At 72.1% G+C, this 21,739-nt stretch carries 15 protein-coding genes; 6 read left to right on the top strand and 9 right to left on the bottom strand.

The features are described from left to right. Window positions 1–51 precede the first annotated feature (51 nt). The 7 genes from ahcY to ACFQ8E_RS02475 form a co-directional block, all read right to left on the bottom strand. Window positions 52–1,590, bottom strand: coding sequence for an adenosylhomocysteinase (gene ahcY, locus ACFQ8E_RS02505; protein WP_430548981.1), 1,539 nt, complete (start codon window positions 1,588–1,590; stop codon window positions 52–54). 193 nt (window positions 1,591–1,783) lie between these two features. Continuing rightward, window positions 1,784–2,401, bottom strand: a complete 618-nt coding sequence (locus ACFQ8E_RS02500) for a hypothetical protein (protein WP_430548980.1) — start codon at window positions 2,399–2,401, stop codon at window positions 1,784–1,786. 161 nt (window positions 2,402–2,562) lie between these two features. After that, on the bottom strand, window positions 2,563–3,525 hold the full coding sequence (locus ACFQ8E_RS02495) for a hypothetical protein (protein WP_430548979.1): 963 nt from the start codon (window positions 3,523–3,525) through the stop codon (window positions 2,563–2,565). Then, window positions 3,519–4,106, bottom strand: coding sequence for a hypothetical protein (locus ACFQ8E_RS02490; protein WP_430548978.1), 588 nt, complete (start codon window positions 4,104–4,106; stop codon window positions 3,519–3,521). Before ACFQ8E_RS02490 ends, ACFQ8E_RS02495 begins: the two co-directional genes overlap by 7 nt. Window positions 4,107–4,292: 186 nt before the next feature. Continuing rightward, the gene (locus ACFQ8E_RS02485; protein ID WP_430548977.1) at window positions 4,293–5,195 is read right to left on the bottom strand and encodes a glycine betaine ABC transporter substrate-binding protein; all 903 of its coding nucleotides are present in this window, start codon (window positions 5,193–5,195) and stop codon (window positions 4,293–4,295) included. Window positions 5,196–5,272: 77 nt separating this feature from the next. Further along, window positions 5,273–6,154: an ABC transporter permease gene (locus ACFQ8E_RS02480; RefSeq protein WP_430548976.1), complete on the bottom strand. Its 882-nt coding sequence runs from the start codon at window positions 6,152–6,154 to the stop codon at window positions 5,273–5,275. After that, complete coding sequence (locus ACFQ8E_RS02475; RefSeq protein ID WP_430548975.1) at window positions 6,151–7,422, bottom strand: glycine betaine/L-proline ABC transporter ATP-binding protein; 1,272 nt, start codon at window positions 7,420–7,422, stop codon at window positions 6,151–6,153. Before ACFQ8E_RS02475 ends, ACFQ8E_RS02480 begins: the two co-directional genes overlap by 4 nt. Window positions 7,423–7,709: 287 nt before the next feature. Between ACFQ8E_RS02475 and ACFQ8E_RS02470 the strand changes: the two genes are divergently transcribed. Together ACFQ8E_RS02470 and ACFQ8E_RS02465 are read left to right on the top strand one after the other, a co-directional pair. Further along, window positions 7,710–8,399, top strand: a complete 690-nt coding sequence (locus ACFQ8E_RS02470; protein WP_430548974.1) for a DUF1275 family protein — start codon at window positions 7,710–7,712, stop codon at window positions 8,397–8,399. Then, a complete protein-coding gene (locus tag ACFQ8E_RS02465; protein WP_430548973.1) occupies window positions 8,396–10,303 on the top strand; it encodes a gamma-glutamyltransferase family protein in 1,908 nt (635 codons plus the stop codon). The genes ACFQ8E_RS02470 and ACFQ8E_RS02465 overlap by 4 nt, the downstream gene beginning before the upstream one ends. A 63-nt stretch (window positions 10,304–10,366) precedes the next feature. On the opposite strand, the gene ACFQ8E_RS02460 is transcribed toward ACFQ8E_RS02465, so the two are convergent. Beyond that, window positions 10,367–12,565: a hypothetical protein gene (locus ACFQ8E_RS02460; RefSeq protein ID WP_430548972.1), complete on the bottom strand. Its 2,199-nt coding sequence runs from the start codon at window positions 12,563–12,565 to the stop codon at window positions 10,367–10,369. 286 nt (window positions 12,566–12,851) lie between these two features. Next, window positions 12,852–14,363: a S8 family serine peptidase gene (locus ACFQ8E_RS02455; protein WP_430548971.1), complete on the bottom strand. Its 1,512-nt coding sequence runs from the start codon at window positions 14,361–14,363 to the stop codon at window positions 12,852–12,854. Between the two features lie 303 nt (window positions 14,364–14,666). Between ACFQ8E_RS02455 and glf the strand changes: the two genes are divergently transcribed. From glf to ACFQ8E_RS02435, 4 genes are all read left to right on the top strand, one after another. Next, window positions 14,667–15,824 carry a UDP-galactopyranose mutase gene (gene glf, locus ACFQ8E_RS02450; RefSeq protein ID WP_430548970.1) on the top strand — a complete coding sequence of 386 codons (1,158 nt, stop codon included), beginning with the start codon at window positions 14,667–14,669 and terminating at the stop codon, window positions 15,822–15,824. Next, window positions 15,821–17,782, top strand: coding sequence for a glycosyltransferase (locus ACFQ8E_RS02445; RefSeq protein ID WP_430548969.1), 1,962 nt, complete (start codon window positions 15,821–15,823; stop codon window positions 17,780–17,782). The genes glf and ACFQ8E_RS02445 overlap by 4 nt, the downstream gene beginning before the upstream one ends. A 52-nt stretch (window positions 17,783–17,834) precedes the next feature. Next, window positions 17,835–20,411 (top strand): polysaccharide pyruvyl transferase family protein, encoded by a 2,577-nt coding sequence (locus tag ACFQ8E_RS02440; protein ID WP_430548968.1) that lies wholly within the window; start codon window positions 17,835–17,837, stop codon window positions 20,409–20,411. Window positions 20,412–20,491: 80 nt separating this feature from the next. After that, on the top strand, window positions 20,492–21,730 hold the full coding sequence (locus tag ACFQ8E_RS02435) for an ATP-grasp fold amidoligase family protein (RefSeq protein WP_430548967.1): 1,239 nt from the start codon (window positions 20,492–20,494) through the stop codon (window positions 21,728–21,730). Window positions 21,731–21,739 lie beyond the last annotated feature (9 nt).

Genomic DNA, 21,739 nt, shown 5'->3' with positions numbered 1-21,739 from the left:
CGTGCCACCCTGCGCACGGGGGCTGTCCCCCGTGCGCAGGGCGACGGGCCGTCAGTAGCGGTAGTGCTCCGGCTTGTACGGGCCCTCCACCGGCACGCCGAGGTACTCGGCCTGCTCCTTGCTCAGCTCGGTGAGCCGCACGCCGAGGGCGTCGAGGTGCAGGCGCGCGACCTTCTCGTCGAGCACCTTGGGCAGGCGGTACACCTGGCGCTCGTACTGCCGCTCCTCGGCCGGGCGGGCCATGTCGGCGAACAGCTCCAGCTGGCCGATCACCTGGTTGGCGAACGAGTTCGACATGACGAACGACGGGTGCCCGGTCGCGTTGCCCAGGTTGAGCAGGCGCCCCTCGGACAGCACGATGATCGACCGCTCGGCGCGGCCGTCGCCGGCCGGCAGCGTCCACTCGTGCACCTGCGGCTTGATCTCCGTCTTGACGACGCCCGGGACGGCCGCGAGACCGGCCATGTCGATCTCGTTGTCGAAGTGCCCGATGTTGCCGACGACGGCCTTGTCCTTGAGCCCGAGCATGTGCTCGACGCGCACCACGTCCTTGTTGCCCGTGGTGGTGATGACGAAGTCGGCCTCGCCGATCGCGTCCTCCAGGCGCGCCACCTGGAAGCCGTCCATCGCGGCCTGCAAGGCGCAGATCGGGTCCACCTCGGACACGATGACGCGGGCCCCCTGGCCGCGGAACGCCTCCGCCGCGCCCTTGCCGACGTCGCCGTAGCCGCACACGAACGCGACCTTGCCGCCGATGAGGATGTCGGTGGCGCGGTTGATGCCGTCCGGCAGCGAGTGGCGGATGCCGTACTTGTTGTCGAACTTCGACTTGGTGACCGAGTCGTTGACGTTGATCGCCGGGAAGATCAGCTCCCCCGCCTCGGCGAGGTGGTAGAGCCGGTGCACGCCCGTCGTCGTCTCCTCGGTGACGCCGCCGATGCTCTGCGCGACCGTCGTCCAGCGCAGCGGGTCGGAGTCGAGCGCCCGGCGCAGCACGCCGCGCACGACGTTCATCTCGTGCGTGTGGTCCGGCTCGCCCGGCAGCGTGTCGGGCGGCACCACGCCGGCGCGCTCGTACTGCAGGCCCAGGTGCACCAGCATCGTGGCGTCGCCGCCGTCGTCGAGGATGAGGTTGGGGCCGCCCTGGCCGTTCTCCGCGCCGGGCCACACGAGGATCTGCTCGGTGCAGTCCCAGTACTCCTCGAGGCTCTCGCCCTTCCACGCGAAGACCGGGACGCCCTGCGGGTCCTCGGGGGTCCCGTGCGGGCCGACGACGATCGCCGCGGCCGCCTCGTCCTGCGTGCTGAAGATGTTGCAGCTGGCCCAGCGCACCTCGGCGCCGAGCGCGACGAGCGTCTCGATGAGGACGGCGGTCTGGACCGTCATGTGCAGGGAGCCGGCGATGCGGGCACCCGCCAGCGGCTGCGACTCGCCGTACTCGGCGCGCAGCGCCATGAGGCCGGGCATCTCGTGCTCGGCGAGCCGGATCTGGTGCCGGCCGGCCTCCGCCAGCGCGAGCGAGCGCACCTTGTAGCGGCCGGGAGCCTCGTCGAAGCCCGTCGTGCCGGGTGCCTCAGCGGTCGTGGACATGGTCGCCCTCCTGGGGTCTGCGGTATGAGCCGTGTGCGCTGGGGGCTCCCGTCTGCGCGTGGCCTGCCGTCGGCCGTCGACGGAGCGGGCCAGCACCCAGGGTAGACCGCGGGCCGTCCCGGACGCAGCGAGGCCGGCACCCGCGGGGGTGCCGGCCCCGTCCGGAGCGGTCGTGGTGCGACGACGGCCTCGGTCAGCCGTTCTTCGACGCGCGGTAGCCCGCCTTGCGCGCGGCGGACTCGGTGGTGAAGCACTTCTCCGGGGTGGTCTGCTTGTAGTACCGCCCGCCGGGGACGTGGTAGATCCCCGACTGGTTGCCCTTGATCGGCGCCCAGCTCGGGCAGTCGTACTTGCTGACGGGCGACGTCTGCGACGGCTTCTTGCCCTGCTTGACGACGAGCGTCTGCGTCCTGGTCTTGGCCTTCGTCGCCGACCAGACCTTCGTGTGCGCCGAGGTCAGCCGGTAGGTCCTGTAGGTGACCCGCGTCGTCACCTTGTAGGTGCCGGCCTTCAGCCGCACGGACTTCTTGTTCTTGGCGATCGTCTTGCCGGACTTCTTCACCGTGAGCGTCTTGGACTTCACCGAGACCTTGCCCTGGGCGACGACGATCGGCTTGACCGTCGCCTTCTTCGCGTAGGGCGCGGTCTTGGTGCCGATCTTCTTGATCGTCACGGACGTGGCGGTCGCCGCCGATGCCGACGGCGCGGACAGGGCCGCGGGGACGACGGCGAGCGGGGCCGCCAGCAGCGTCACGGCGGTGACGAGGGCGACGAGACGGCCATGGCGGCGCGCAGGCAGGGTTGACTTCACAGAGTTCTCCAGGTCGGGGGCCCCGTTCCCGGGGCGGGGGTCCGCGATTCGACCCGCGGACGCGCCCCCTCCCCAGGCGGTGCGCCGGCGTCGCCGGACAAGTATCCCCGAGGACGCCGGCGAACCGGTCCCACCGTGGCCGACTTCACCCGCCCGGGCGGTCACCGGGTCAGGACCTGCAGCTCCCCCACCGTGATCGTCGTCGCCGGCGACGTGAAGTCGTCGGTGAGCTGCCCGGACTGGTCACCACCCGTCCAGTCCGCGACCCAGTAGGTCGTGGCGGTCACCTGGTACTCGCCCTGCCGCGTGTACGTGTGCCCGCAGTCGGGCGACTCCTTCTTGCCGTAGGAGTCCTGGTAGGGCGTCCCGGGTCCGTCGCACGTCACGGTGGTGCCGTCGCCCATGTCCCACACGACGCGGTCGACCCGGGCGTCCAGACTGACCGTCAGGCCCTGGTCCGTGGCCGACGTCTCGCGCGGCCCGACCTGGTTCGCCGTCGGGCTCCGCGCCCACATCCACGTGGGCATGCCGACCAGGCCGACCCGTCCCGGTCCGTCCTCGGGCACGATGCCGATGTCGATCGCCGTGAGGGGCAACGCGGCGAACGCCCGCCGGGCTATCGCGGCCGGGTCGGCCGGCGGCGCACCCGGCGGGTTCTCCTGCCAGCCGTCGGTCGTCGTGAGGCACGCCGCGGGGCCGGTGCCGCCGGGAATGGCCACCTCGTTGCACCACTCCTCCGACGGCGAGCAGGTCACGATGTAGCCCTCGTCGTTGCCGTCCCACACCGGGTCGCTCGTGGGCGGCTGCGGGCTCACGAGCTTCTCGTAGCACAGGCGGGAGGCGTTCCAGGTGCCGGCGTCGGTCCTGCAGTCGACGACGTACTCGGGCAGCCCGTACCCTCCGGGCACCTTGCACTGCCGCTCGCTGCCGCTGCCCCCGCCGCCGGGGCCGTCGGGCGGGTCCCCGGGATCGGCCGGGACCTCGTCGTCGCACCCCATGCTGATCCCGCCCGGCGACCTGCAGTCCGACGGCGCGGCCTGCGCCGGGAGCCCGGCCCCCGCCACGGCGCCCCAGGCCAGCACGAACGCGAGCGCGAGCGTCACGACCCGCCGGAGGGTCAGCACGACCGCTCCATCTGCCCGGTGGAGTCCGTCACCCGCCACGCCCCGTCCTTGCCCTGGTGCTCGAGCTCGTACACGTTGACGTACCGCTCGGCGGTGTCGTTCGGCAACGGGACCTCGGTGCCGTCCTTCTCGTGCATGCGCAGCCCCGACGTGTCCAGGCAGGTGGTGAACTCGATCTTCTCGTACCCGGCGTCCCGCGCGGTGTAGCCCGTCACCTCCGAGTCGACCATCTCGGCCGCACCCGTGGTGTACCAGCCCTTCTCCGCCATGTCCCGGTACCAGGGGGCGTAGGCCTCCGCCAGCTCACCGCCCCAGTAGTCCATGGTCAGCCGGGTCCACCCTCCGTACCCGTCGTTCGCCACCTCGGCCTCCAGCGCGCGGAAGTCGTCGAGCACGCCCGTGGCGTCGTCGATCGCCTTCTGCTCGGCCTGCTCCTCCGGGTCGAGGCCGGGGCCGGCGCTCGCGGAGGCCTGCAGCTCGGCGAGGGTCGCCGCACCGGCGTCGTCGTCGGTGCAGGCCGACACGCTCCCGGCGACCGTCAGGGCGAGCAGGACGACGCCTGCCGTTCCGGTCCTTCTCATCCGTGCGCTCTCCTCGTCGATGATGCGGCGCGGTGGGCAATGAAGGGGACAGTGGTCAACCTAGCGCCGGTGCCCGCGCCCCGGGCAAGCGTTCCGAACGCCGAGACGCCCACCCGGTGCGGACCGGGCGGGCGTCTCGGGTCGATCGGTGATGTCGATCGGTGATGTCGATCGGTGCTGCGGAGGTCAGCCCTCGAACGCCGGGACGACGTCCGGGTTCTCCTCGAGCCACGCCTCGACGCCGGCCTGCGGGTCGTCGGCGTTGTCCTGGGCCACGGCCTTCTCCAGCGAGGAGTACTGCTCGTCGTCCAGCTTGATCTTGCCGAGCCACTCGGCGACCTCGGGCTGCTCGTCGCCGAACCCTGCGGTGGCCTGGAACTGCAGGTTGTTCTCGATGTCGAACGCGCCCTTGGGGTCCTCGAGCTGCTTCAGCGGGTAGACCGCGTTCGGCCAGAACGGGGTCCACATCGTGACGAGGATGTCCTCCTTGCTCTTGATCGCGTCGTCGAGGGCCGCGAGCATCGCCGGCGTGCCGGACGGCTTGAGCGTGTAGCCCGCGTCCTCCAGCCCGTAGGCCTCGATGACCTCCTCGGTGTCGTCCATCACGCCGGCGCTCGCCTCGATGCCCGTGATCGTGCCGCCGAACTTGTCGACGTTGTCGGCCAGGTCCTCGATGGAGTCCACGTCGGTGTACTCGGGCACGCCGAGGTACGTCGTCCCGCCGTCGTAGAAGTCGCCGAGGTTCTCGAGCTTGCCCTCGTACTTCTCCATGTAGCTCTCGTGGAGGCCCGACCAGGCGGACGGGTACATGTCGACGTCGCCGTCGGCGACCGCCGTGTACAGCACGCCGACGTCGTTCAGCTCCTCGAGCTCGACGTCGTAGCCGGCGGCCGTGAGCTGGTGCTCGAGGAGGTTCGCCATGGTGAGCCCGTCGGGCCAGCCTGGGACGTAGCCGAGGGTCACCTCCTTGTCGCCGCCCTCGCTGCCGCCGTCGTCGCTGCTGCAGGCGGCCAGCGTCAGGCCGAGGGTGGCGACCGCCGCGAGGGCGGTGCCGCGCCGGAGGCGAGGGCTCATGCGGTGGGTGCTCATGGTTGTACTTCCTTTCCTGTCGACGCCGCGCGCCGACGTTCGAAGAGTGCGGTCCCGTGCGTCGGGACCGGACACGCTCAGGCGGCGGGCGCGACGCGCCGGCGACGGCGCAGCACGGCGAGGAGCGACCGGCTGTTCTGCTGCCCGATCGCGCCGGTGAGACGGTCCAGGTAGATGGCGATGATGACGACCGACAGGCCGCCCTCGAAGCCCAGGGCGACGTCGAGCTGCGAGATCGCGCCGACGACCTCCTGGCCGAGACCCCCGGCCCCGACGAGGCCGGCGACGACCGCCATCGACAGCGCGAGCATGATGACCTGGTTGACGCCGGCCATGATCGTCGGCAGGCCCAGCGGCAGCTGGATGCCTCGCAGGATCTGGCCGCTCGTGCCGCCGAAGGACTCGCCGGCCTCGACGGTCTCGCGGTCCACCTGGCGGATCGCCAGCTCGGTGAGGCGCACGCCGGGGGGCAGGGCGAAGACGATGGTCGCGCAGACGCCGGGCGCCACGCCGATGCCGAAGAAGATCACGACCGGCACCAGGTAGACGAAGGCCGGCATGGTCTGCATGAAGTCCAGGATCGGCCGGACCACCGTGCTGAACCCGCTGCTGCGGGCCGCGAGGATACCGAGCGGGACGGCGATGATCAGGGCGATCAGCGCGGCGACGAGGACCAGCGCGAGGGTCTCCATCGCGGGCTCCCACATCTCCATGCTCACGATGAGGAGCATGCCGACGACGGTGAACGCCGCGAACGCCCACGAGCGGACGAGCAGCGCGAGCAGCGCGAACACGACGACGACCACGAGCGGCGTCGGCGCGAGGAGCAGGTCGGAGATCCCGTCGACGAGGGTCGACAGGCCCGTGCTGATGCCGTCGAGCAGCGGCTCGAGGTTCTCCTTGATCCAGTCGACGCCGTCCGCGACGTAGTCGCCCAGGTGCAGGTTGGGGATGGTCATCGGTTCGCTCCCGCGGGGTCGAGGACGGTGTCGCCGTCGCCGCCCGGGGCAGCGGCAGGGGCGGCGGGCTCGTCGCCCGTCGCGCCGTTCTCGCCGTCGGGCATCGACAGCGCGCTCAGCAGCGTCACGCGGGGGATCACGCCCAGGAGCCGGCCGTTCTCGTCGACGACGGCCAGCGGCGCACGGCTCGACGCGGCGTCGCCGAGGATCTCGATGAGCGGGGTGTCGGGGGTCACGCGGATGGCGCCCTCGTCGCTCAGCGGGAGCTTGTCGGCGCCCTGCTTGACGGCGTTCGCGACGTCGTCCTCCCAGACGACGCCCTCGAGGCGACGGTTGCGGCCCGTGACGATCAGCGCGGGGACCTGGTGCTCGCGCAGCAGCTTGTGCGCGGCCTTGGGCCCGGACTCGACGCCGATGACCGCGGCGGGGCGCTCCATCACCGCGGACGCGGTGAGCACGCGGCTGCGGTCGACGTCCGCGACGAACTGCGCGACGTAGTCGTTGGCCGGCTCGTTGAGGATCTGCTCGGCGGTGCCGACCTGCACGATGCGGCCGTCGCGCATCATGGCGATGCGGTCGCCGAGGCGCATGGCCTCGTTGAGGTCGTGGGTGATGAACAGGATGGTCTTGCCGAGCTCGGACTGGAGCTCCAGCAGCTGGTCCTGCATCTCCTTGCGGATCAGCGGGTCCAGGGCGCTGAACGCCTCGTCCATGAGCAGGACGTCGGTGCCCGCGGCGAGCGCGCGGGCCAGGCCGACGCGCTGGCGCATGCCGCCGGACAGCTCGGACGGCAGCGAGCCGCCCCAGCCGGCCAGGCCGACCATGCCCAGGGCCTCCTCGGCGCGCTGCTCGCGCTCGGCCTTGTTCACGCCCCGCAGCTGAAGCGGGTAGGCGGCGTTCTCGCCGACGGTGCGGTGCGGCAGCAGCGCGAAGTGCTGGAACACCATGCTCACCTTGGTGCGGCGGACCTCGCGGAGGCCGGCCTTGGACAGGTGCGTGACGTCCTGCCCGTCGATGCTGATGGATCCGGCGGTGGGCTCGAGGAGCCCGTTCACCGTGCGGATCAGGGTGGACTTGCCGGATCCCGACAGTCCCATGACGACGAAGATCTCGCCGGGCTCGACGTCGAACGTGGCGTCGATGACCGCGGCGGTGAGACCTTCCTTGCGCAGCTTGGCGCGATCGGCGCCCTCTTCCAACATGCGGACGCCGCGCTGCGGGCGGCGTCCGAAGATCTTCGTCAAACCATTTGCCTGGATGGCTGACACAACTCTCCCGGGGTCGGGGACATGGCCTGCCCGGCGCGACGGCGACGCTCGTCTGCCGGGCGGTGGCGGCGTCGTCACGGCTTCGTACGCCGGCACGACGCGGCCACACACTGTTCACGACGTTAGGCCATCTCCGGCACGGCTCTGTACGCGGCCCTGGCAAAACCCCCGTGATCTTTATCATGCTGTGACCAACAGGGCAGATTAGGCACGGATCCACCCCGGTGTCATCTGGAACTGTCCAGCGCCCCGGGCATCCACCCGGGGCCGGTCGCTACGGTGACCTGGTGCCCTCGCTCCTCGGACCGCTCCGTCGTGACCGCGACCGCCTCCATCTCGCCCTCATGCTCGCCCTGACGTTCTCCACCGGGATCGCCGACGCCGTCGGCTATCTCGGCCTCGACCGGGTGTTCACCGGCAACATGACGGGCAACGTCGTCATCCTCGGGATGGCGCTGGCCGGCGGCGACGACCTGCCCGTGGTCGGCCCGCTGCTCGCGCTGGGCACGTTCATGGCCGGCGCGGCGGTCGCGGGCGTGGCGCTGCGCCCGGTGCAGGTCGGGTGGACGGCCCGCACCACGGGGATGTTCGCGACCGTCGGGGCGCTGCTCGCCGCGATCACGGTGCTGCTCGCCGTGTCGGGCGACGACCTGCCGCACGCCGTGCAACTCGTCGTGACCGGGCTGCTGGCCCTCGCGATGGGCACGCAGGCGGCGACGGCGCGTCATCTGTCGGTCAAGGACGTCACCACGGTCGTCGTGACGTCGACCATCACCGGCCTGGCCGCCGACTCCCGGCTCGCCGGCGGCCACGGCACCCACTCCGGGCGGCGCGTCGCCGCGATCGCCCTCATCTGCGCCGGCGCGGCCGCCGGCGCCCTGCTGCTGCAGGCCCACCTGGCGTGGGGCGTGGGCGTGAGCGCGGTGCTCACGCTCCTCGTCGCCGCCGTCGGACACACCACGGAGGATCCTCGATGACGTTCACTCCCCCGCCTCCCCACCCCACGCGCCCGGACCTGCGCGGCACGTTCGGGATGGCCGCCTCCACGCACTGGCTGGCGAGCGCGAGCGCCCAGTCGGTGCTGGAGCGGGGCGGCACCGCCTTCGACGCCGCCGTCGCGGGGGCGTTCGTGCTGCACGTCGTCGAGCCGCACCTCAACGGCCCCGGCGGGGACATGACGGCGATCCTCGCGACCGCGGACGCCCCCGGGCGCCCCCGGGTGCTGATGGGGCAGGGCCCGGCGCCGGCCGCGGCGACGATCGCGCACTACCGCGACGTCGAGGGCCTGGACCTCGTGCCCGGCTCGGGCGCGCTGGCGGCCGCCGTGCCGGGCGCCGTCGACGCGTGGCTCCTGCTGCTGCGCGACCACGGCACGTGGACCGTGGCGGACGCCCTCGCCCCCGCCATCGGGTACGCCCGCGACGGCCACCCGGTGCTGGCCGCGGTGTGCCGCACGGTCGAGGGCGTCGCGGAGCTGTTCCGCACGTCCTGGCCCACGTCCGCGGAACGCTGGCTGCCGCGCGGGCGCGCGCCGGAGCCCGGCGAGCTCGTCACCAACCCCGAGCTGGCCGCGGTCCTCGAGCGCCTCGTGGCCGCGGAGACCGACGCCGCCGACCGCGGCGCCGACCGGGCCGGCGCGGTCGACGCCGCACGCGCCACGTGGAAGGCCGTCGTCGGCGAGGCGGTCGAGGAGTTCGTGCGCACGCCGCACCGGCACGCCGACGGCCGCGACCACGCGGGCGTGCTCACCGCGGCGGACGTCGCCGGGTTCGAGGCGTCGTTCGAGGACGCCGTGACGGTCGACTTCCGCGGGCACACGGTGGCCAAGACCGGCGCCTGGGGGCAGGGCCCCGCGCTGCTGGAGGCGCTGCGCATCCTCGACGGCTTCGACGACGCGCGCCTCGACCCGTCGACCGAGCTCGGCGCGCACACCGTGCTCGAGGCGCTGAAGCTCGCGCTCGCCGACCGCGACACCTGGTTCGGCGACCTGGACGCCGCAGAGGGCGACGCCGTGCCGCTCGACGTCCTGCTGTCCGCCGAGTACGCGGCCGCCCGCCGCGCGCTGATCGGCGACCGCGCGTCCCACGAGGTGCGTCCCGGCTCCGTGCCCGGCCGTGACACCCCGGCGGCGCCGCCCCTGCGCACGTCGTACGCCACGGACGTCCCCGCGGCCGCCCTGCCCGGGGCCCCGGCCGGCGGCCCCGCCGCCGGCGTCGGCGAGCCGACCGTCGTGGTCGGGGCGACCGCGCCCCTGAACGGCGACGGCCTCGAGACCGATGCCACGGGCGCGACCCGCGGCGACACCTGCCACCTCGACGTCGTGGACCGATGGGGCAACATGATCAGCGCGACGCCGTCGGGCGGCTGGCTGCAGTCCTCCCCCGCGGTGCCGGGACTCGGGTTCGCCCTGGGCACCCGGCTCCAGATGACGTGGCTGGACGAGGCGTCGCCGTCCGCCCTGACGCCCGGCCGCCGGCCGCGCACCACCCTCACCCCGACGCTCGTGCTGCGTGACGGGTCGCCCGTGCTCGCGTGCGGGTCGCCGGGCGGCGACCAGCAGGACCAGTGGCAGCTCGCGTTCCTGCTGCGCGTCCTGGTGGGCGGGTACACGCCCCAGGAGGCGATCGACGCCCCCGCCCTGCACACGACGTCCGCGCCCGGCTCGTTCTGGCCGCGCACCTGGACGCCCGGCGGCGCCGTCGTCGAGGACAGGCTCGGCGCCACCGTCCTCGCCGGGCTGGTCGAGCGCGGCCACGAGCTCACGCTCGCCGGCGACTGGGCGCTCGGGCGGCTCAGCGCCGTCACGCGCGACCCCGCCACCGGCGTGCTCGGCGCGGCCGCCAACCCCCGCGGGGCGCAGGGCTACGCGGCAGGCCGCTGACCCGGGACAGGGACGAGGGCGCGGTCCGTGCAGCACGGACCGCGCCCTCGCCTGCGGACGGCGTCAGACGCCGTCGACCCACTGGATGTAGTCCTCATACCCTGACGAGTCGGTCAGGCGCCACGTCCCACCGCTGACCGCACCGGACGGGACGAGGGCATAGGCCGTGAACGACGTGCAACCGCCGTTGTACAGCTCCGACGTCCCCCAGATGTCGTCGTCGAAGAACTCGTCGCCCTCGTCGTAGACGACGCCGTTGCTGCCCACGTACTCGATGCCGAGGTCGAGCCACGGCAGCGCGCTGCCGTCCCCGTAGTAGCAGACGGCCATCGGCGCCTGCACGAGCTTCGACGAGCCCGCCCATGTCGTCGAAGCGCTCGAACCGATGATCGCGGACCAGTCCAGCGTCGAGAACGCCACGTTCGGCCTGTACGGGTCGCTGCGCGTGGAGTCGACCCAGAGCCACGCCGACTTGCTCGTGGCCGTGCCGGCGACGTTCTTCACGACGGCCCGGACGCGCGACCCGTCGCGGAAGGATCGGGTCGAGAGCTTCAGGGTCGCCGAGGTCTTCCCCGACAGGTCGGTCCACTTCTTGCCGTCCGACGACGTCTGCCACTGGTACCTCAGACGGCCGCCGGTGGCCTTGACCGTGAACGTCGCGGTCTTCCCTGACGTCACCCACTGCTGCGCCGGGTTCCCGGTCACCCGGGGCTTGCTGACGCCCACGGGCCAGGCCACCTTGGCGGTGGCGGCGCTGGTCCGGGACGACGTCGCGTAGCCCCGGCGGACGCCGGAGACGGTCACGGTGATCGTCTTGCCGTGCTGGGCGGACGTGAGCGTGAACGACGACCTGGTGGCGCCCTTGATGGCGGTGCCGTCGGCCTTCCACTGGTACTTCCACGACGTCGGCGCGGGGCTCCAGGTGCCCTTGCTGCTCACCTTGAGCGTGGAGCCGACCCGGACGGTCCCGGAGACCTGGGGCGCGGAGGTCCTGGAGTAGACGCGCAGCACGCTCGCGCCGGAGCTCGTCACCGTGCGCGTGGCGTAGCCGCTGCGGCTGCCCGTGACGCTGACGGTGAGCGTCCTGCCGGCGTACCTCGACGGGATCGTGTACGTGGAGCGCGTGGCGCCCGGGATGGTCCGGCCGCTGATCTTCCACTGGTAGCGGTAGGTCGTCGCCCCGGGCTTCCACGTCCCGCGCGACACGGAGACGGTGCTGCCCCCCTTGACGGTGCCCTTGACGGTCGGCCTCGGCGCCGACAGCACCCCCGGCGCGACCTTCGTGCCGGCGCTCGTCCTCGTCACGGTGGTGTACCCGGACTTCGTGCCGGTCACCCTGACGGTCAGGGTCCTGCCCTTCAGCGACGACGACGGCGTGTACGTCGACGCCGTCGCGCCCGAGATCTTCGTGCCGGACGCGTACCACTGGTAGCTCAGCGTGGTCTTCGAGGTCCAGGTGCCCGGCTTGGCCGTGACCTTCGAGCCCACCCGGACGGTGCCGCTGATCGTCGGGGTCCCCGTGGACAGGCCGGCCGCGACGACGGCGGCCGTCCGCTCCGACGTCAGCGTCCGGGACGCGTAGCCGTCCGCGGCGCCCGACACCGTGACCGCGATCGTCCTGCCCAGGTCGGCGGCGGTCAGGGTGTAGGTCGGCGTCGTGGCCCCGCTGACGGGGTCGTGCCCACGCCACCACTGGTACGTGAGGGTGGCCGCCGGCTCCCAGGCCCCGGCGTCCGCCGTGAGGGTCTGCCCGAACGCCGCCGTCCCGCTGATCGTCGGGGCCCGGGCCACGAGCTCGCCCTCGGCCACCGCGCCGTCTGCCGCGACCACGACCGAGGCCGACGCCGCGCCGTCGACGGCGCCCTCGGGGGCGGTGCCGGTCACCTCGACGCTGACCGGGTCGCCGACCGTCGCCGGCGCGAGCGTCAGCGTGGGCTCCGCGCCCTGTGCGACCAGCTCGTCACCGGCGAACCAGCGGTAGGTGAACGCGAGCTCGACGCCGGCCGGCGCCCACAGGTCCGGCCGCGGGTCGATCACGACGTCCTCGCCGACCTGCAGCGTGCCGTCGACGACGAGCTGGTCCGCCGCCGGGGCGACGACGTCCGTCAGGGCCGCCGCCGGTGCGTCGGTGGCCTCCGTCGCGACGACGGCCGCCGAGGCCTGCGGTGCGACCAGGAGCGGCGCGACGATCAGCGACAGGGCCGTGACGAGCGCCGACGCGCGACCGCGACGTCGACGCGGCGCCGGGTGGAGAGGTTCCACGGATCCTCCGAGGATCGGCGGCCGAGGCAACGGCCGCGAGACGAAGCACGGCCGTCGTGGCCACGACCGCTCGGGGCCGGTCGCCTCGTCGCGCGGGCGCGGTCCGGCGGTGCTGCACGCCAGTATGGGGACCCGCGGGGGCGCCGATCGCGTATCGGCCCAGGTCAGCGCATTTTTCACCCGGCCCCACCGGGTGAATCCCCCGGGCAACGGCCGAGGCGGCCCGCAGCAGGCTGCGGGCCGCCCTCGGCTCCCTTCGTGTTCCGTCGTGATCCGTCGTGATCGATCAGCCGAGCGTCACCGCGTCGAGCGCGTCGACCATCCCGTCGCCGAAGAACGAGTTCTCCTGCGGCGTCCCGACGCACGCCGGCCCGACGGCCGTCGTCCCGCAGGGACGGTCGTCCGCCTGGTCGCGCACGGCCTGCTCGAGCTGGGCCGGCGTCCAGCCCGGGTGCGCGGACTTCATGAGCGCGAGCACGCCCGCGACGTGCGGCGACGCCATGGACGTGCCGCTCTTGGTGTCCCACGTGCCGTTCAGCTCGGTCGAGACGATGGCGCTGCCGGGCGCCGCGACGTCGATCTTGCCGAGGCCGCGGTTGGAGAAGGAGCTCAGCGCCCCCGTGCTGGTCACCGACGAGACCGTCACGACGCCGTCCGCCTCGGTGGGGATGTCCTCGCAGCCCGAGTTGATGGTGCGGGCCACGGGGGTGGAGTCGTTGGGGCTCGCGGTGTCGCGGGTGTTGTTCGCCAGGTCGGTGGACGAGTTGCCGGCCGCCGCGGCGTGCACGGCGCCCCGGTCGGTGGAGAAGTCGATCGCGCGGCGCACGGCCTCCTTCGCCGCCGCCTGGTCGGGCTGGTCGTCGCACCAGAACTCGAACGGGTCGATGTAGTAGGAGTTGTTGGTGACGTCCACGCCGTGCAGGCCCGCCCAGACGAAGCCGCAGACGGCGTACTCGGGGTAGATGAAGCCGTCGTCGTTGACGACCTTCACCGACGCCATCTTCACGCCCGGCGCGACGCCCACGATCCCGAGCCCGTTGTCGGCCGCCGCGATCGTCCCGGCCACGTGCGTGCCGTGGTCGGACGTCGTGGGCAGCCAGCCGGTGGCCGACGTGTCCGGGCGTCCCGCCGCCGTGCAGTTCACCGACGCCGCCGTGTCGACCTGCGTCGCGAGGTCGGGGTGCGTGACGTCGATGCCGGAGTCGAGGACACCCACCAGCACGTCCGGCGAGCCCGGGTTGATCTCGATCGCCTGGTCGGCCTTGATCATCGCCATGTCCCACTGGGTGGCCTCGCCCGGGTCCGGGACCGCCGTCGTGCCGGTGCCGTCCTCCGCGCCCGCGCCGGGCTTCTTGGTGACCTTCGACTTCCAGGGCCCGCCCTTGGCCCCCGGCACCTCGTCGGCGACGGCGGGCGTGCCCTCGCTCACCGGGACGGTGCGGGTGACCCCGACGGACTCGACGGCGTGCCCGCGCGCGAGACGGACGACGTCGGCGCGGAAGCCCGCTCGCGCCGCGTGCGCGACCACGACGCCGATCTCCGGCCACGACTGGACGACGACGCCGCCCGCCGCCTCGACGGCCCGCTCCGCGAGACGCGTCTGGCCGGGGTTCGCGTGCTTGGCGTTGACGACGTAGGAGAAGGTCTGGCCGTCGGGGGTGGCCACCGGGACCGGGGTGGACGGCGGTTCGGCCGCGGTGCCGGCGGCGACGGCGGCGCTGCCGGCGCCCGCGATCAGGAGGGCCGTGGCGGCGCCGACGGCGACCAGACGCGCGCGATGGGTGGTGCGCAGGCTCATGGTGTCCCCTTCGAGAGGTGCGGTCGCCTCGTTGCGACCGTCACCAGGTGACGTTAGAGCGCCCGGGCCCGTGGAGCCCGCCGAACGTGCCCCGGGTCGGCGTCGCGGGAGTTTCCTGACCTCCGGGTAACGCCCGGATGAACACTTTCCGATCATCAGGAGACAACGTTCAATTCGGGCCTTTGACGGCCTCCGGTGGCCCTAATCTCGAATCTCGTGACCAGCCCGGCACGCGCCTGGTGGTCATGCTCCCGCCGTGGACGTTCACGGCACCGCTGTCGTTCTTCTTGAGGAGGTCGTCGCATGACGGACGTTGTCGTGGTGGGCTCGGGGTTCTTCGGCCTGACCGTCGCCGAGAGGCTCGCCGAGCAGTACGGCGCGAACGTTCTCGTCATCGACAGGCGCCACCACGTCGGGGGCAACGCGTACAGCGCGCCGGAGCCCGAGACCGGTATCGAGGTCCACCAGTACGGCGCGCACCTTTTCCACACCTCGAACGAGCGGGTGTGGGAGTACGTGAACCGCTTTACGGCGTTCACCAGCTACGTGCACCGCGTGTACACCACGCACCGGGGCGAGGTGTTCCCGATGCCGATCAACCTGGGCACGATCAACCAGTTCTTCCGGTCGGCGCACGGCCCGGACGCGGCCCGGGAGCTCATCGCCGAGCAGGCGGGCGAGCTCTCCGGCAAGGACCCCGAGAACCTCGACGAGCAGGGCGTGTCGCTCATCGGCCGGCCCCTCTACGAGGCGTTCATCCGCGACTACACGGCCAAGCAGTGGCAGACCGACCCCACGGACCTCCCCGCGTCGATCATCAAGCGGCTCCCCGTGCGCTACACGTACGACAACCGCTACTTCAACGACACGTACGAGGGACTGCCGGTGGACGGCTACACCGCCTGGCTCGAGCGGCTGGCCGACCACCCGCGCATCGAGGTCCGGCTCGAGACCGACTTCTTCGACGAGGGGCAGCCGGTCAACAGGACCGCGACCGTCGGACAGCTGCCCGTCGTCTACACCGGCCCCGTCGACCGCTACTTCGAGTTCTCCGAGGGCGAGCTGTCGTGGCGCACCCTGGACTTCGAGCAGGAGGTGCTGCCCGTCGGCGACTTCCAGGGCGCCCCGGTCATGAACTACGCCGACCTGGACGTGCCGTACACGCGCATCCTCGAGTTCCGCCATTTCCACCCCGAACGTGACTATCAGCGCGAGAAGACCGTGATCGTGCGGGAATACTCCCGCTTCGCCGAACGCGGGGACGAGCCGTACTACCCGGTCAACACCTGGGCCGACCGCGATCGGCTGCAGTTGTACCGCAAGCTCATGGAAGGTGAGAAGGACGTGTTCTTCGGCGGTCGGCTGGGTACTTACCAATATCTCGACATGCACATGGCGATCGGTTCCGCCCTCTCCATGGTCGACAACAAGCTCGGCGCGGTGTTCGGGGGTGCGGCATGACTCTCGTGGAAGAGCTCGAGGCGGCCGCGGAGGCCGCGGTGTCACGCCGCGTCGTGCACCAGGTGGTGCTGCCGCCGGACGCCGATCCGGACACGCTCCCGCTGTACGTGGACTTCACGATGGCGCGTGCGGCCGAGGAGGCGCACCCGGACGTCGCCCCCGCCGAGGCAGGAGCCGAGGTCCTGGGTCGCCGGTCGCTGCGTCTCGACCACGGCCGCGAGGCGTCGTTCGGCACGTACTTCGGCGCGTTCCCCGCCGGGTACTGGCGGCGCTGGACCGACGTCGCCGAGGTGCGGCTCAGCATCCGGCTCTCGGGCGCCGCGACCGTCGCGGTGTACAAGTCGAACGCGCGGGGAAACCCGCAGCGGGTGCGACTGATCCACAGCGTGGACGGCGTCGTCGACGTCGACCTGACGCTCGCGTCCTTCGGCGACGGCGGCTGGTACTGGTTCGACCTGTACGCCTCCGACGGCGCCGTGACCCTCGAGGCCGCGGAATGGAGCGTCGACGGGGCGCACGCGCGCAAGCACGGCACGGCCTCCATCGCGATCACCACGTTCAACCGCCCCGACTACTGCGTCGCGCAGCTGCACGCGCTCGGCGCGGACGACGTCCTCAAGGACGTGGTCGACCGGATCTACGTGGTCGACCAGGGGACGAGGCTCGTCCAGGACCAGCCCGACTTCGCCGAGGCCGCGGCCCGGCTCGGCGGACGCCTGTCGCTCGTGCGGCAGGGCAATCTGGGGGGCTCGGGCGGGTTCTCGCGCGGCATGGCGGAGACGCTGCAGGCCGGCGAGTCCGACTACGTGCTGCTGCTCGACGACGACGTCGTCTCGGAGCCCGAGGGCATCGCCCGCGCGGTCGCCTTCGGCGACTTCGCCCGGACGCCCACGATCGTCGGCGGTCACATGTTCTCGATGTACGAGAAGTCGTGCCTGCACACCTTCGGCGAGCGGGTCAACCGCTACACGTTCTGGTGGGGCAAGATCGAGAACACCTTCGACCGTCACGACTTCTCGCTGCACCCCCTGCGCACGACGCCGTGGCTGCACCAGCGTGTGGACGTCGACTACAACGGCTGGTGGATGTCGCTGATCCCGGTCGAGGCCCTGCGCACGGTGGGCCTGTCGCTGCCCGTGTTCATCAAGTGGGACGACGCCGAGTACAGCCTGCGCGCCACCGACAAGGGCATCCCGACGGTCTCCCTGCCCGGGGCGGCGGTGTGGCACGTGCCGTGGGTCGACAAGGACGACGCGATCGACTGGCAGGCCTACTACCACCAGCGCAACCGGTGGCTCGCGGCCATGCTGCACTCGCCGTACCGCGGCGGTGGCGAGCTGCCGCGGGCGAGCTTCGTCGGCGACGTCAAGCACCTGCTGCAGCTGCAGTACTCGGCCGTCGAGCTGCGCCTGCGGGCCCTGGAGGACCTGCTCCGCGGTCCCGAGCACCTGCACGCGACGATCGGCTCCACGCTGCCCGAGGTGCGGGCGCTGCGGGCGCAGTTCCCCGATGCCGTGGTGGAGAAGGACCCGGGCGCCTTCCCGCTCACCAGGCGCCACCGCCCCTCCCGCAGGGGCAGGGTGCCGTCGGCTCCCGCGGGGAGGCCGGTCGCGGTCGCCTCGGCACTGACCGGCATGGCCAAGCAGCTGCGCTCGGTGCGCCCGGAGGCGCTCGACGTGCCCGAGGAGAGGGTCTCGACCTCCGCCGCCCGGTGGTGGCGCCTGTCGCACCTCGACTCCGCGGTCGTCACGTCGGCCGACGGCACCGGCGCCTCGATGTACGTCCGGGACCCGAAGAAGTTCCGCGCCTACCTGGTCCGCAGCCTGCGGCTGCACCGGCAGCTGCGCAGCCAGTGGGCGCCGCTGAGCCGGCGGTACCGGCAGGCCATGCCGTCGTTCACCTCGGTCGACGAGTGGCGCGCGACGTTCGACACCCACGGTGTCGACGAGAACGAGTGAAGACACGATGCCGGCACCACGCGGGCGTCACGAGCAGGCAGGGACACAGCGCATGACGGATCCGGCGAAGACGTACGACGTCGCCATCCTCGGATGGTGGTACGGCAAGAACTACGGTTCGATCCTGACCTACTACGGGCTGAACCGTGCCGTCGAGAATCTCGGCCGCTCGGTCCTCATGGTCCACGAGCCGCTCGGCTACAACGGCTACCGGGTGCACTGGCCCACGGACATCGTCTCCATGGAGTTCGCCCGGCGCGTCGGCTACGAGCACACCGACCAGGAGCACTACTCCGCGCTGCCGCGCCTGAACGACGTCGCCCGCACCTTCGTCGTCGGCAGCGACCAGCTGTGGAACCCGCTGATCGGGCGGGTGAACGACGACCTCTTCCTGGACTTCGTCGCGCCGGAGAACCACCGGGTGGCGTACGGCACGTCGTTCGGCAACCGCGGGACCGACAAGTTCAAGGTGCCGTTCGTCGCGAAGCACGCCGCGAACCTGCAGCAGTTCACCGCGATCTCGGTACGCGAGGAGTACGCGATCGACACCGCGCGGGACGTCTTCGGCGCGAAGGCGGCGCTCGTCGTCGACCCCGTGTTCCTGCTGCCGAAGGAGCACTACGACGGCCTCGCCGACAGGGCGACGGTGGCTCCCGAGGGCGAGTACCTCGCGGTCTTCTACCTCGACCCCAACCCGGAGAAGGTGTCCGTCGCCCGGGCGATCGCCGACAAGCTGGGCTTCGACAAGATCCTGGTGATCCCCAACCCCGACGAGGGGCGCGAGAAGGTGACGTCCCTGTTCGCGGACGAGCCGCGGGTCGAGGTCCTGGCCGAGGACGCCCCGGAGAACTTCCTGCGCGCCTACCGCGACGCCGGCTATGTCGTCACCGACAGCTACCACGGCTCGGCCTTCGCGGCGATCTTCGAGAAGCCCTTCTCGTCGATCTACAACACCAAGCGGGGCGCCGACCGGTTCAAGAACCTCATGGCGGCGATGGGATTCGACGACCAGCGTCGCGTCCTGGAGACCGACACTGCCGCGACGATCGCCGAGAACGAGTACGTCACCCGGGAGATCGACTTCACGAAGGCCCGCGAGTACATCGGGTCCGGCCGGGCCTCGTCGCTGGACTGGCTGAGCACCGCGCTGGACCCCGAGACCGGGGGCTCCGCGGCGATCCGCCCCTTCCAGCGGTTCGCCCTCGACAAGCCCGAGTTCGCGGCCAACAGCAAGGCCTGGCGCGTCTCGCACCGGGCGCGCGGCACTCGGCTGAAGGTCGCGCGGGACGGCGCGGCGGTCGGCCATCACGCCTGGACCGCCCTGCCGGAGCCGCTGACGCCGGGATCGGCGTACCAGCTGACGATCGACTGGACCCCTCGGACCGACGCGCCGGCCGTCAACCTCCACCTCCGCAACCCCGAGACGGGCCAGTTCCGCGCCGTCGGCAAGGTGAACGTCGAGCAGGGCTCGGGCACGGCGCGCCGCGACGCGGTCACGTTCACCGTCTCCGACCCGGGCTTCTCCGAGATCATGCTGGGCGGGCTGCACTTCACCGGCCGCAACGCGGGCGCGGAGGTGCGCGGTATCGAGGTGGTCGAGGTGCCCGCAGCGGTCGCCGCCGCGTCACGACGCACGTCCTCGGGCAGGCCGCCGGCCAAGGGGTTCGCGGGGCAGGCCAGGGCGCTGGCGCTGGCGGACTACGAACGCCAGGTGCGTTCGTACGATCGCGCCCGTTCGGCCGACAGGATCTCCGGCGCCCGGGCGCGGATGATCTTCCACGCGCACGCGATCGAGAAGGGTCTGAGCCGGAGCAACTTCCGCGCGGGCTTCGGCAAGATCGCCGTCCCGGGGCTCGCCAAGGAGATGAACTCCTGGCTGGCGTCCGGGTTCAGCATCGACGATCCCTACCTGCAGAGCTCCGCGGCCGTGATGAAGACCTACTTCGGGCGGCACGCGGAGCTGAAGACCGACGTCTCGGCCTTCCGCCAGCTCTTCTCCGGCGCGGCGCAGGACCTCATCGACGCGACGCGGCACCAGGAGGGCGGCGTGCTGCCCGCCGAGCAGACCCGCGAGATCCGCCTCGAGGCGGACGACCGGCGCGGCTTCCTCGACGTCGTCTACGGGCGGCGCAGCGTGCGCGAGTTCACCGACGAGCCCGTCGCCGACGGGGACGTCACCCGGGCCGTGCAGATCGCGATGCAGTCGCCCTCGGTGTGCAACCGCCAGGCCGCCCGCGTGCACCAGTTCCAGGACCCGGACGTCATCAGGTCGGTGCTGGACATCCAAGGGGGGTTCAACGGCTACGAGATGCCGCCCCGCCTGCTGCTGGTCACGGCGGACCTCGACGCCTTCCTCTTCGCCCCGGAGCGCAACCAGCCGTTCGTCGACGGCGGGCTGTTCATGATGTCGCTGCTCCTCGGCCTGACCGAGGTGGGCCTCGGCTCCTGCTCGCTCAACACCGCGATGGGGAGCGCGAAGGACGCCGCGATCCGCAAGATCATCGACGTCCCCGACAACGAGGTGTTCATCTCGTTCGTCGCGGTCGGCCACTACGACCAGCAGGTCCTGGTGCCGCGGTCGAAGCGGACCCACGTCCAGGACGTCCTCGTCCGGCACACCGACAGCTGAGCGGCCGCCCGCGTCGCGGCGCCGACCGGGCGGGGGGTGCCGGGATTGCCTCCCGTCGGCGCCTGTGGCATAACTCCGCCATGCCCTCCCCTCGTGCTGCTGTGGCCCGCGCGTTCGCCGGCCTGCCCCCGGTCGCGCGCCGCGACGCCGAGATCCGCCGCCTCTCCGGCGTGGTACGGAAGCGTGCGCGAGCGCTCCGCAAGCAACGCGAGCGCGTCGCCGACCTCCAGGCGGAGGTCGCCGGCCTGCGGGCTCAGGTCCGGCGTGAGCGCGAGAAGGCGGTGGCCCACGACACGACGTCGCGGGAGCGTCTCGCCGCGCTCAGGTCGGCGAAGCGCCGGATCTCGCGCGGCGCCGAGCCGACGTTCAGCGCGCTGCTGGCGCAGCAGCGGTCGCTGTACGGTCGGCTCCGGGACACCGGCGGCCACGCCCACCACCCGATGGCACGCACCGAGTACAAGCTGCACAACGTCGCGTTCGCCCGGAGCCACGGGGTCCCGACCGCCCCGGTCTTCCAGGCGTGGGGCACCATCGACGAGATCGACCTCGGCTCCCTTCCGGACGAGTTCGTCCTGAAGGCGGACGGTGGTGCCAGCGCGCGCGGCGTCTTCCCGATCCGCCGCACGGGAGGCTCCCTCGTCAGGATCGACACCGGCGAACGGGTCTCGTGCGACGACATCAAGGACCGGCTGCGCGCCTTCGGCGACCGCATTCGCGGACCGTACTTCGCCGAGGCGCTCCTGCCGTCCTCCGGCGAGTCGCCCGTCCCCGACGACATCAAGGTCTACACGTTCTACGGGCAGCCCGCGCAGGTCCTGCTCATGCGTCCTGCCGGTCCCCGCCGTCGTGACGCCGGACGCCGCTACATCGACCCGGTCACCGGCGCCGACCTCGGTGAGGTCCTCCCCGGGGTGACGTACCGACCGGACATCCCCGTCCCCGACCGCCTGCCGGAGATCCTCGCGGCGGCACGGCACCTCTCCCTGGCCACCGGGGCGGACTTCGGCCGGTTCGACTTCTACGACACTCCCCACGGCATCCGCTTCGGCGAGATCACTCCGGCCCCGGGCGACCCGCAGCAGTACCACCTCGACCACGACCTCGCACTGGGGTCCGCGTGGCTCGACGCCCGCGTACGGGTCCTCCAGGACGAGGCGGCCGGTCGGCCGCGCGGGCTCGTCTGGGGAGCGCATCCCTCCGCGTGGCTCTACCCCGCGGGCTCGGAGCCCGACGGCATGGAGAGCTGGCCGCGCACCGTCCCGGGCTGTGACCGGTGGTGCGTGCCGTCGTCGCCACGGGCGGTCGCGAGCCCGGTCTGAGGGGCTCCC

This window comes from Isoptericola sp. NPDC056573, from assembly GCF_042793335.1.
Taxonomy (GTDB): Bacteria; Actinomycetota; Actinomycetes; order Actinomycetales; family Cellulomonadaceae; genus Isoptericola.
The sequence above is the reverse complement of the archived record's forward strand: the minus strand, read 5'-3'. Positions and strand labels throughout refer to the sequence as shown.

Excerpts from the sequence above, each read along its gene's own strand:
- ahcY (WP_430548981.1), bottom strand. The coding sequence starts at position 1,590 with ATGTCCACGACCGCTGAGGCACCCGGCACGACGGGCTTCGACGAGGCT.
- ACFQ8E_RS02490 (WP_430548978.1), bottom strand. The coding sequence starts at position 4,106 with ATGAGAAGGACCGGAACGGCAGGCGTCGTCCTGCTCGCCCTGACGGTC.
- ACFQ8E_RS02485 (WP_430548977.1), bottom strand. The coding sequence starts at position 5,195 with ATGAGCACCCACCGCATGAGCCCTCGCCTCCGGCGCGGCACCGCCCTC.
- ACFQ8E_RS02480 (WP_430548976.1), bottom strand. The coding sequence starts at position 6,154 with ATGACCATCCCCAACCTGCACCTGGGCGACTACGTCGCGGACGGCGTC.
- ACFQ8E_RS02465 (WP_430548973.1), top strand. The coding sequence starts at position 8,396 with ATGACGTTCACTCCCCCGCCTCCCCACCCCACGCGCCCGGACCTGCGC.
- ACFQ8E_RS02455 (WP_430548971.1), bottom strand. The coding sequence starts at position 14,363 with ATGAGCCTGCGCACCACCCATCGCGCGCGTCTGGTCGCCGTCGGCGCC.
- glf (WP_430548970.1), top strand. The coding sequence starts at position 14,667 with ATGACGGACGTTGTCGTGGTGGGCTCGGGGTTCTTCGGCCTGACCGTC.
- ACFQ8E_RS02445 (WP_430548969.1), top strand. The coding sequence starts at position 15,821 with ATGACTCTCGTGGAAGAGCTCGAGGCGGCCGCGGAGGCCGCGGTGTCA.
- ACFQ8E_RS02440 (WP_430548968.1), top strand. The coding sequence starts at position 17,835 with ATGACGGATCCGGCGAAGACGTACGACGTCGCCATCCTCGGATGGTGG.
- ACFQ8E_RS02435 (WP_430548967.1), top strand. The coding sequence starts at position 20,492 with ATGCCCTCCCCTCGTGCTGCTGTGGCCCGCGCGTTCGCCGGCCTGCCC.